The sequence below is a fragment of the Mesorhizobium sp. M0772 genome (assembly GCF_040320135.1).
In the GTDB taxonomy this organism is placed as follows: Bacteria; Pseudomonadota; Alphaproteobacteria; order Rhizobiales; family Rhizobiaceae; genus Mesorhizobium.
Genome location: NZ_JAMYPB010000063.1, coordinates 16,810 through 27,846 on the forward strand (window position 1 = coordinate 16,810; position 11,037 = coordinate 27,846).

Annotated in this window: 10 protein-coding genes; 7 read left to right on the forward strand and 3 right to left on the reverse strand. The window is 64.3% G+C overall.

Annotated features, from left to right (window positions below):
- The first annotated feature begins 18 nt into the window (after positions 1–18).
- Complete coding sequence (locus NKI06_RS27625; protein ID WP_352987703.1) at positions 19–255, forward strand: AbrB/MazE/SpoVT family DNA-binding domain-containing protein; 237 nt, start codon at positions 19–21, stop codon at positions 253–255.
- A 7-nt stretch (positions 256–262) separates the two neighbouring features.
- Here NKI06_RS27625 and greA read toward each other — a convergent pair whose 3' ends face one another.
- Positions 263–736, reverse strand: coding sequence for a transcription elongation factor GreA (gene greA, locus NKI06_RS27630; RefSeq protein ID WP_352987704.1), 474 nt, complete (start codon positions 734–736; stop codon positions 263–265).
- Positions 737–874: 138 nt separating this feature from the next.
- Here greA and NKI06_RS27635 point away from each other — a divergent pair, with 138 nt between their 5' ends.
- Complete coding sequence (locus tag NKI06_RS27635) at positions 875–2,230, forward strand: TIGR03808 family TAT-translocated repetitive protein (protein WP_352987706.1); 1,356 nt, start codon at positions 875–877, stop codon at positions 2,228–2,230.
- Here the strand turns inward: NKI06_RS27635 and NKI06_RS27640 are convergent.
- Positions 2,223–3,227, reverse strand: coding sequence for an asparaginase (locus NKI06_RS27640; protein WP_352987707.1), 1,005 nt, complete (start codon positions 3,225–3,227; stop codon positions 2,223–2,225). The genes NKI06_RS27635 and NKI06_RS27640 overlap by 8 nt on opposite strands.
- 27 nt (positions 3,228–3,254) lie before the next feature.
- Entirely contained in the window at positions 3,255–4,421 is a 1,167-nt protein-coding gene (locus NKI06_RS27645) for an acetyl-CoA acetyltransferase (protein WP_352987708.1), read from the reverse strand.
- A gap of 189 nt (positions 4,422–4,610) precedes the next feature.
- On the opposite strand from NKI06_RS27645, the gene betI reads away from it, so the two are divergent.
- Genes betI through betB form a run of 5 tightly spaced genes read left to right on the forward strand, consistent with a single transcriptional unit; the run spans position 4,611 to position 10,923 of the window.
- Positions 4,611–5,201 (forward strand): choline-binding transcriptional repressor BetI, encoded by a 591-nt coding sequence (gene betI / locus NKI06_RS27650; RefSeq protein ID WP_023670745.1) that lies wholly within the window; start codon positions 4,611–4,613, stop codon positions 5,199–5,201.
- 23 nt (positions 5,202–5,224) lie between these two features.
- The gene (gene betC, locus NKI06_RS27655) at positions 5,225–6,751 is read left to right on the forward strand and encodes a choline-sulfatase (protein ID WP_352987713.1); all 1,527 of its coding nucleotides are present in this window, start codon (positions 5,225–5,227) and stop codon (positions 6,749–6,751) included.
- Positions 6,748–7,752 (forward strand): threonine/serine dehydratase family protein, encoded by a 1,005-nt coding sequence (locus tag NKI06_RS27660; RefSeq protein ID WP_352987709.1) that lies wholly within the window; start codon positions 6,748–6,750, stop codon positions 7,750–7,752. Before betC ends, NKI06_RS27660 begins: the two co-directional genes overlap by 4 nt.
- Before the next feature lie 3 nt (positions 7,753–7,755).
- The gene (betA, locus tag NKI06_RS27665; protein ID WP_023709829.1) at positions 7,756–9,408 is read left to right on the forward strand and encodes a choline dehydrogenase; all 1,653 of its coding nucleotides are present in this window, start codon (positions 7,756–7,758) and stop codon (positions 9,406–9,408) included.
- A 51-nt stretch (positions 9,409–9,459) separates the two neighbouring features.
- Positions 9,460–10,923: a betaine-aldehyde dehydrogenase gene (gene betB / locus NKI06_RS27670; protein ID WP_352987711.1), complete on the forward strand. Its 1,464-nt coding sequence runs from the start codon at positions 9,460–9,462 to the stop codon at positions 10,921–10,923.
- The last annotated feature ends 114 nt before the right edge of the window (positions 10,924–11,037 follow it).

The following is an 11,037-nucleotide window of genomic DNA, read 5'->3' on the forward strand; positions in this document are numbered from 1 at the left end:
GCAACCTATGGTATAGCTATGAACACCATCATTCAGGGACTTGAGGACGGATCGGGCGTTGTAATCCTGCCGCGGGAAACTCTCGACAGCTTGGGCCTGCAAATGGGCGATGAACTCCAGATCATCGAAACCGACGACGGCACCATCCTACGGCCGGTGCCGTGTGACGACGTCGAACGGCAAATACGTGCCGCTCGCGATGTCATGGACAAGTATGAGCCCGCGTTGCGAAAGCTGGCTGTGCAAATAGCGTGAGCTGGCGTCAGGCGTCCGACAGCTTGAGGATTTCCCATTCCTTGCCGTTGACGCTTGCGACGTCGCCGATCTTCTTGCCGAACAGCGCCACGGCCATTGGCGAGACGTGTGAGATGCTGCCCTTTGAGGGGTCGGCCTCGTCCTCGCCGACTATCTTCCAGTGCACTTTCTTGCCGTCATCGCCTTCCAGCGTGACACCCATGCCGAAGCGCACCTGGTCGCTGCCCGGTTCCGGCACGGAAAGCTCGGCGCTTTCGCGGCGCGCTGTCCAGTAGCGCAGGTCGCGCGAGACAACGGCAATGCGCTCGCGATCGGCTTTTCGCTCGGCTTTCGCCAAGATGTCGCGCAGATCGGCCAGATTGTCCTCGATCATCGCCAGGCCGCGCTCCGTCACCAGATTGCGGTGTTGGCTGATCGGCCGCTCGCCGATGCCGGCAATGGCGTTTTCGCTGTCTTCCTCGCGGGTAAAAGCTCTGCTCATCGGATAAACTTAGGCCCGCTTCCGTGACTGCACAAGCCACTTGCCGGACCCGGTCATTGGCCGGACTATGGCCGAGCGGAGACCTATGCGGCTGGCCCAATTCCTGCGATCAGCCGGATGATCGCAAGGGATGTGCCGATGTTGAACAGACGAACGCTTCTCAAGGGGACGGCCGGCTTTGCCGTGCTCGGCCTTTCGGTGGGCAACGCCTTGGCGAAAACGGCGGTGCGCGGCTCGATCAATGCCGCCGAGCTTGGCGTGGAGCCGGACGCACTGGACGACCAGGGCAAAGCCTTCGCCAGGATGCTTGCCGAGGCGAGCGAGCGCAACGCGCCGGTGTTCCTGCCGCCGGGCACCTATGTCGTGTCCAACCTGACCCTGCCCGCCCGCGTCAGGCTTTCGGGCGTGCCGGGCGCCTCGCGCATCCTCTATGGCGGCAATGGCCATTTGCTGACGGCCGAACAGGCCGAGCATATAGAGTTCACCGCATTGGTCTTCGACGGCGCCAACGGCGGGTTGGCCGACGATGCACAAGGCCTGCTCGACCTGCGCCGCGTCGCCCATCTCGTCATCGACAATTGCACGATCACCGGCAGCGGCAAGCATGGGCTGGCGCTGGAGCATGCGTCGGGCCGCATCGAGCGGTCCGAGATTTTGGGGGCTGCGGACGCCGGCATCTACTCCGTCGAGGCCGCTGGCCTGGCGATATCCGACAACACCGTATCCGACTGTGGCAATGGCGGCATTCTTGTGCATCGCTGGCGGCAGGCCGAGGACGGCACGATCGTCAGCGGCAACCGCGTGCAGCGGATCGGCGCGCGCAGCGGCGGCACCGGGCAGAACGGCAATGGCATCAACGCATTCCGTGCCGGCAATGTCTCCGTCACCGGCAACATCGTCTCGGACTGCGCCTTCTCGGCGATCCGCGCCAACAGTTCCAGCAATCTGCAGATGACCGGCAACACCTGCTCGCGGTCGGGCGAAACGGCGCTCTATTCCGAATTCTCCTTCGAAGGCGCCATCATCGGCAACAACATCGTCGATGGTGCCGCTAACGGCATCTCGATCGCCAATTTCAACGACGGCGGCCGTATGGGTGTCTGCTCGAACAACATCGTGCGCAACCTCTCGGCCACCGGCCCCTACCCCGCCGACGCGCCGGGCTTCGGCGTCGGTATCAGCGTCGAGGCCGACACCACCGTCTCGGGCAATGTCATCGAGAACGCGCCGCTCTACGGCATGCAGATCGGCTGGGGCGCTTATATGCGCAATGTTGTGGCGACGGGAAACATCATCCGTCAGGCCGGAACCGGCATCGCCGTCACTGTGGTAGAAGGCGCTGGAAACGCCATCATTTCCGACAACGTCATCGACGGCGCCAAGAATGGCGCCATCATCGGCCAGCGCTGGGCCGAACCGGCGACCGGCGACCTCGCGCGGTCAAGCGTAAGCGGCTATGCGCATCTGACGGTTGAGCGAAACAGGGTCAGCTGAGCGCCGTCGTCGGCCGCAGCGAGCCGACCTTGGCGCCGATGCGGCTTTCGATCGGCGGATTGGCCCGCTCCAGAAGGTTCGCCGCCAGTGCGCCGTCGGCGCTGAGAAGTTTTGCCAGCACAGCGGCAATCATCACCTCGGCGGCGCGACCGGCGCCGTCATCACATTTTAGCGCGATGCCGAGGCCAAGCTCCGGAACGGCGGCGCAATAGACACCCTCGGCGCCCGTCTTGACGAATATGCGGCCGGGCGCGGCCTGCATCAGCGCCACATCCACTTTGCCGGTGCCGGCGACCAGGAAAGGCTCGGCCATACAGGCAGACAGCAGGCGTTTGGCCGCCTTGGCGCGCTCAGGGCCAAGGCTCCTGCCCGTCGCCATACGGGCAAAGCCCAGCGCAAAGCTTTTCAGCGGCACGGCATAGGTGGGGATCGAGCAGCCATCGGTTGCCCGGTGATTCGCATCGTGGGCAGCGCCGGTCACCGCCTGCATGGCGTCGCGCACCATCTCCTGCAAACCATGGCCTGCCTTGACGTAGCCTTGGTGGGCAATCCCTGAGTGCACGCAGGTGCAGAGAAATCCGGAATGCTTGCCCGAGCAATTGTTGTGCAGTGCGTTCGGCGAGACGCCTGTGCGGGCCAGTGCGATCGTCGCGTCGTGGCTCGACGGCCAATGCGCGCCGCATTCCAGCGCCGACTTGTCGAGCCCGGCCTTGGCCAGCATCGCCTGCGCCAGTTCGACATGCGCGGGTTCGCCTGAATGTGAAGCGCAGGCCAGCGCCAGTTCGCGGTCGCCGAAGCCATAGGCATCGGCGGCACCCGTTTCAACCAGCGGCAGCGCCTGGATCGCCTTGACCGCCGAGCGCGGAAACACCGGCCGCGCCGTATCGCCGATCTCCAGGACAGGCTTGCCGTCACCGTCAAAGATTGCGACAGCGCCGCGATGGGCGCTCTCGACGATCGCGCCGCGCAAGACTTCGACCAGAACCGGATTTGTCATCACCACCCCGAAAAATACGGGCCGCTTCTACCTGATCCGGTCGAGGATGGAAACGTAGTTGGCGACGGCAGCGCCACCCATGTTGAAGATGCCGCCAAGCTTTGCGTCCGGCACCTGGATGCCGCCTGCTTCGCCGGTCAACTGCATGGCGGTCAGTACATGCATCGACACACCGGTGGCGCCGATCGGATGGCCCTTGGCCTTCAGCCCGCCCGAAGGATTGACCGGGAGCCTGCCGTCTTTTGCCGTCGTGCCGTCTAGCGCCAGCCTGGCGCCCTCGCCCGGCTTGGCCAGGCCCATCGCCTCATATTCGATGAGTTCGGCAATGGTGAAGCAGTCATGCGTCTCGACGAAGGAGAGGTCGTCGAGCGTCACGCCGGCCTTCTTCAAAGCCTGGTTCCAGGCCTGCTCGCAGCCTTCGAAAGACAGGATGTCGCGCTTCGACATCGGCAGGAAATCCTGGACATGCTCGTTGGCGCGGAAGGCGACGGCGCGGCGCATCTTCAGCGCCGTCGAGGTGTCGGTGAGCACAAGAGCGGCGGCGCCATCGGAAACCAGGGAGCAATCGGTGCGCTTCAGCGGACCGGCGACGAAGGGGTTCTTCTCGCTTTCCTGGCGGCAGAATTCGTAACCGAAATCCTTGCGCATCTGCGCGTACGGATTGTCGACGCCGTTCTTGTGGTTCTTGGCGGCGATCATCGCCAGCGCGTCCGACTGGTCGCCATAACGCTGGAAATAGGCCTGCGCGATCTTGCCGAAGACTCCAGCGAAACCGGCCGGCGTGTCGCCCTCTTCCGGCAGATAGGAAGCCTTGAGCAGGTTCTTGCCGATCTCGGGGCCGGGGGTCGTCGTCATCTGCTCGGCACCGACCACCAGCACGATGCGGGCGGCATTGGCGTCGATGGCGCGGATGCCTTGGCGGACCGCTGCCGAACCCGTGGCGCAGGCGTTCTCGACCCGCGTCGCCGGCTTGAAGCGCAGCCGGTCATCGGCCTGCAGCACCAGGCTGGCGGTAAAATCCTGAGGGGAGAAGCCGGCGTTGAAATGGCCGAGCACGATCTCGTCGACCTCGTCCGGGCCAATGCCGGCATGGTCGAGCGCGTCGACCGCGACCTTTGTGATCAGGCCCTCGAGCGTCTCGGCTTCAAGCTTGCCGAAGCGCGAATGCGCCCAGCCGACGATGCATGCGGTCATGGCAACCTCCGTTCGCCGCGAGCCTAACATGTCATAGCGCGGCATCAGCCTCTAATATTGTTCAACAGTGAACCGTTTTCCAGTCCAAGGGATGGGCCAGAGCGACACGATCGGTTGATCCGAGCGCGAGTTTTTTATTGATTGATCCGTCAATAAAAAATAATCTCGGTTTTGATCTGGATCTCCCCAATGCCGAAAGTCGGAATGGAACCGTTGCGCCGCAAGGCGCTCATCGACGCGACGATCTCGGCGATCGGCGAGCGCGGCTCGCTTGATGTGACCATGTCGGAGATCGCCGGACGGGCGGGCGTGTCGTCGGCCCTTGCCCACCACTATTTCGGCGCCAAGGACGAACTGCTGCTGGCGACGATGCGGCACATACTGGCCGAACTGACCATCGACATGCGGCGCGCCCTGCAATCCGCCGGCTCGCCGCGCGAACGCGTCTCGGCGGTGGTCGCCGTCAACTTCTCCGACATCCAGTTCCGGCCGGAAACCATCGCGGCCTGGCTCGCCTTTTATGTCGAGGCACAGAAATCATCGGCCCTGCGCAGGCTGCTCAGGGTCTATGCGCGGCGGCTGCACTCGAACCTGATGAGCGGACTGATCGGCATACTGCCGCGCAACGAGGCCGACCGCGCGGCGGAAGCGGTCGCGGCGATGATCGACGGGCTGTACATCAGGCGCGCGCTGAAGGACGGCGTGCCGGATGCTCAAACCGCGATCGCGCTGGTCGAAGATTATCTCGAAATCAAACTCGGCGGGCGACAGACACAGTGACAGCCTCATTGACAGCCTCAGAGATATCAAGGCGACCCAACATCCTGATCGTCATGGTCGATCAGCTCAACGGCACGCTGTTTGCGGACGGGCCGGCGGACTTCCTGCATGTGCCGCATCTCAAGGCGCTGGCCGCACGCTCGGCGCGCTTCGGCAACAACTACACGGCCTCGCCGCTTTGCGCGCCGGGCCGCGCCGCTTTCATGAGCGGGCAATTGCCGTCGCGCACCCAGGTCTATGACAACGCCGCCGAATTCGCTTCCTCGATCCCGACCTATGCGCATCATCTGCGCAGCGCCGGCTACTACACCTGCCTGTCGGGCAAGATGCATTTCGTCGGGCCGGACCAGTTGCACGGTTTCGAGGAGCGGCTGACCACCGACATCTATCCCGCCGATTTCGGCTGGACGCCGGATTACCGCAAGCCCGGCGAGCGCATCGACTGGTGGTATCACAATCTGGGCTCGGTCACCGGCGCCGGCGTTGCCGAGATCACCAACCAGATGGAGTATGACGACGAGGTCGCCTTCCACGCGGTGCAAAAACTCTACGATCTTGCCCGCACCTCCGAGGACGAGGCCAGCCGGCCCTGGTGCCTGACGGTTTCCTTCACCCACCCGCACGACCCCTATGTCGCACGGCGGCAATATTGGGAATTCTATAAAGACTGTCCGGCGCTTGAGCCGGAGGTGGGATTCATCCCCTATGCCCATCAGGACCCGCATTCGCAACGGCTTTACCGGGCCAGCGACTACGACAGTTTCAACATCACGCCGGAGCAGATCCGCCGCTCGCGGCGCGGCTACTACGCCAACATCTCCTATCTCGACGAAAAGGTCGGCGAGTTGATGTCAGTGCTGGAGCGAACGCGCATGCTGGACGACACCATCATCCTGTTCTGCTCCGACCATGGCGACATGCTTGGCGAGCGCGGCCTGTGGTTCAAGATGAATTTCTTCGAGGGCTCGGCGCGAGTACCTTTGATGATCGCCGGCAAAGGCATTCCTGCAGGGCTGATCGAGGCGCCGGTCTCCAACCTCGACGTGACGCCGACGCTGTGCGATCTCGCCGGCATCGACATCTCCGCGATCGCACCGTGGACCGATGGCCAGTCGCTGCTGCCGCTGCTTGATGGCGAGCCGCGCACCGCGCCGGTGCTGATGGAATATGCCGCCGAGGGCTCCAACGCGCCGTTGGTGGCGATCCGCGACGGCCGCTACAAATTCATCCATTGCGAGATCGACCCGCCGCTTCTGTTCGATCTCGAAGCCGATCCGCAAGAACGCACCAATCTTGCCACCGATCCGGCGCATGCCGATCTGGTGGCGGCCTTCACGGGAGCCGTGCGAGCGCGCTGGGACATGACGGCATTCGATGCCGCGGTGCGCGTCAGCCAGGCGCGGCGCTGGGTGGTTTATCCCGCGCTGCGCAACGGCACGCATTACCCCTGGGAATTCCAGCCACTGCAGAAGGCATCGGAACGCTACATGCGCAACCACATGAACCTCGACAATCTCGAGGAACAGAAACGCTTTCCGCGAGGCGAATGATGACAATTGTCCCCTCCCTCGAGCACCTCAGACAGGCCTATGCCGTGACGTCGAAGGCGACGCAGATCACGCCTTTGCTGGAATCGACAGCCTTGGCCAAGGAGACGGGTGCGGCCCGCGTCTTCATCAAACCGGAATCGCTGCAATGGGCGGGATCGTTCAAGGTGCGCGGGGCCTATTGGCGGTTGAAGCGGCTGTCGCCGGATGAGGCCATAAAAGGCGTCGTCGCCTACTCCTCCGGCAATTTCGCGCAAGGGTTGGCGGCTGCCGGCCAGGCGCTCGGCATTCCCGTCACCATCGTCATGCCGATCGACGCGCCGGCCGCCAAGCGCGATGCGACCGCAGGCTATGGCGCGCGCGTCGTGCTGACCGATCATGGCGAGCGCGCCCGTGAAGAGGTCGCAGCCGCCAAGGCCCGCGAGATTGCCGAGACCGAAGGGCTGGCGTTGCTGCATCCATTCGACGATCCGGAGATCGTTGCCGGCCAGGCCGGCGCCGGGCTCGAAGCGCTCGAACAACTCGAGGCAAAGGACGCCAGTGCCGACCTTCTGTTCTGCTCGGTCGGCGGCGGCGGACTGATCGGCGGCATGTCGCTCGCCTTCCACTATCTGTCGCCGGCAACCGAGATCATCGGCGTCGAGCCGGAAGGCTTCAACGGCATGGGTGCATCGCTAGCGCATGGCGCCATCGAGACCATGCCGATCGCGCCGAAATCGATTTGCGACGGGCTGATGTCGCGGCGGCCGGGCGTCGCGCCGTTTGCGGCGGTCAAGACCGCCGGCGTGCGCGGCATCACCGTCGATGATGCCTCCGTGCGGCGGGCAATGAAGATCGCCTTCGAACGGATGAAGCTGGTGCTCGAGCCATCGGGCGCCGCCTCTCTGGCGGCGCTCCTCGGCGGCAAGGTGGATGTGACGGGTAAAACGGTCCTGGTCATGGCTACCGGCGGCAATGTCTCGCTCGCCGATTTTATTTCGCATATGAACGATGGGCGCATGTGAACCATGCTTGAAGCAGACTTCGTCATCATCGGCTCCGGCTCGGCCGGCTCGGCCATGGCCTACCGACTGTCGGAAGACGGCAAGCATTCGGTGATCGTCATCGAGTTCGGCGGTACCGATATCGGGCCGCTGATCCAGATGCCGTCGGCGCTGTCGATCCCGCTTAACATGAGCCTTTACGACTGGGGCTTTGCCAGCGAACCGGAGCCGCATCTCGGCGGCCGCGTGCTGGCGACGCCACGCGGCAAGGTGATCGGCGGCTCGTCCTCGATCAACGGCATGGTCTATGTCAGGGGCCACGCACGCGACTTCGACCACTGGGCCGAACAGGGGGCGGCCGGCTGGGGCTTCGCCGACGTGCTGCCCTATTTCAAGCGCATGGAGGACAGTGACGGCGGCGAGGACGGCTGGCGCGGCCACGGCGGCCCGCTGCACGTCCAGCGTGGCCCGCGCAAGAATCCGCTCTACGGCGCCTTTGTCGAGGCCGGCCGCCAAGCCGGGTTCGAACTGACCGACGACTACAATGGCTGGAAGCAGGAAGGCTTCGGACCGATGGAGCAAACCATTCGCGGCGGCCGCCGCTGGTCGGCTGCGTCGGCCTATCTGAAGCCGGCGCTCAAGCGGCAAAATGTCAGCGTGATCAGAGGCTTCGCCCGCCGGGTGATCATCGAGAATCAGCGTGCCGTCGGAGTCGAGATCGAAGCTCACAAACAGATTCAGGTCGTTAAGGCACGACGTGAGGTGATCGTCGCCGCATCGTCGATCAATTCGCCCAAGATCCTGATGCTATCCGGTATCGGCCCGGCCGCGCATCTCACGGGGAACGGCATCCAGGTCGTGGCCGACCGGCCCGGTGTCGGCCGCAATCTGCAGGATCATATGGAGCTCTACATCCAGCAGGAATCGACCCAGCCGATCACGCTGAATTCGGTTCTCAACCCATTCTCCAAGACGCTGATCGGGGCGCAGTGGCTGTTCTTCAAGACCGGCCTCGGCGCCACCAACCATTTCGAGGCCGCGGCCTTCGTGCGCTCGCAGGCCGGTGTCGACTACCCCGATATCCAGTACCACTTCATCCCGGCGGCGGTGCGCTATGACGGCAAGGCGGCGGCGAAGGCGCATGGCTTCCAGGCGCATGTCGGGCCGATGCGGTCGAAGTCGCGCGGTTCGGTGACGCTGCGCTCGCCCGACCCGAAAGCGACGCCGGTCATCCGCTTCAACTACATGTCGCATCCAGACGACTGGACCGAGTTCCGCCACTGCATCCGGCTGACCCGCGAGATCTTCGGCCAGAAGGCTTTTGACGGCTTCCGCGGCAAGGAAATCTCGCCGGGTTCGCATGTCCAGTCGGACGAGGATCTCGACGCCTTCATCCGGGATCATGCCGAGAGCGCCTATCACCCGTGCGGCACCTGCAAGATGGGTCGGGCCGATGACATCACGAGCGTCGTCGATCCGGAGTGCCGCGTCATCGGCATCGACGGGTTGCGGGTCGCCGACTCCTCGATCTTTCCGCGCGTCACCAATGGCAATCTCAACGCGCCCTCGATCATGACCGGCGAAAAGGCCTCCGACCACATTCTCGGCCGCACGCCGCTGGCGCCATCCAACCAGGAACCCTGGATCAATCCGCGCTGGCAGGTGGCGGATCGATAGGGCATTGTCCGGCGGACTGCTCCGCAATAGCGAATACATCTGGAGAACAGCATGCGCGCCCAGCCAACGGCATCGCACTATGTCAACGGCCGCTACATCGAGGACGAAGGCGGCGCGCCGCTGCCGGTGATCTATCCGGCGACCGGTGAGGTCATCGCCACTTTGCATTCGGCGACTCCGAACGTGCTGGAGCTCGCCATCGAAGCCGCGCGGGCCGCACAACCGGCCTGGGCGCGGATGAAGCCGGTCGAGCGTGGCCGCATCCTGCGCCGCGCCGCCGACATTTTGCGCGCGCGCAACGCCGATCTGGCGCGGATCGAGACGCTCGACACCGGCAAAGCGATCCAGGAGACGCTGGTGGCGGATGCACTATCGGCCGCCGACTGCCTCGAATATTTCGGCGGCGCGGTTGCCGCCTTCAACGGCGAGGCGATCGATCTTGGTGGACCTTTTGCCTATACGCGCCGCGAGGCGCTCGGTGTGTGCGTCGGCATCGGCGCCTGGAACTATCCGATCCAGATCGCCGGCTGGAAATCCGCCCCGGCGCTCGCCATGGGCAACGCCATGGTATTCAAGCCTTCGGAGAACACGCCGCTGTCGGCGCTGGCGCTGGCCGAGATCTACTCAGAGGCGGGCCTGCCCGACGGGCTGTTCAACGTCGTGCAAGGCTATGGCGAAGTCGGCGCCGGCCTCGTCGGCCATGATGTCGTTGCCAAAGTTTCGGTGACCGGCTCGGTGCCGACCGGCCGCAAGGTGCTGTCGCTCGCCGGTTCGAAGATGAAGCATGCGACGATGGAACTCGGCGGCAAGTCGCCGCTGATCGTGTTCGACGATGCCGATCTCGAAAACGCCATCGGCGGCGCCATGCTCGGCAATTTCTATTCGAGCGGGCAGATCTGCTCCAACGGCACGCGTGTTTTCGTACAAAGCGGCATCCATGACCGCTTCGTCGACCGGCTGGTCGAGCGGACGAAAAAGATCCGCATCGGCGATCCGCTCGATCCTGAGACGCAGATGGGGCCGCTGGTCAACAAGGCGCAGCAGGAGAAGGTCGTTTCCTACATCGCGGCCGGCAGGCAGGATGGAGCAACGCTCGCCTGCGGTGGCAACGTGCCGTCGCTGCAAGGGTTCGATGGCGGCTTCTTTGTAGAGCCAACCGTGTTCACCGGTGTCACCGATAAGATGCGCATTGCGCGCGAGGAGATTTTCGGGCCGGTGATGAGCGTGCTGAAGTTCGACGGCGAGGACGAGGTGGTCGACCGCGCCAACGACACCGAATTCGGCCTCGCCGCCGGCGTCTTCACCCGCGACCTGCAGCGCGCTCATAGGGTGATCGCCGAACTGCAGGCCGGCACCTGCTGGATCAACGCCTACAATCTGACGCCAGTGGAAATTCCGTTTGGCGGGGTGAAGCAATCCGGCATCGGGCGAGAGAACTCGCTGGCGGCTTTAGCGCTCTATTCGCAGCTGAAGGCGGTGTATGTCGAGACCGGGGACGTGGCGAGCCCGTATTGAGGGTTGGTGCGAGGCACCCCCCACATCCCGGGAGGGGGGGGCGGGGGGGTGTGGCGTTTACGAAAGACCGGCGCCCAGCACCGTTGCCAGGGGGGGGGTGGCGGGGTGGGGGGG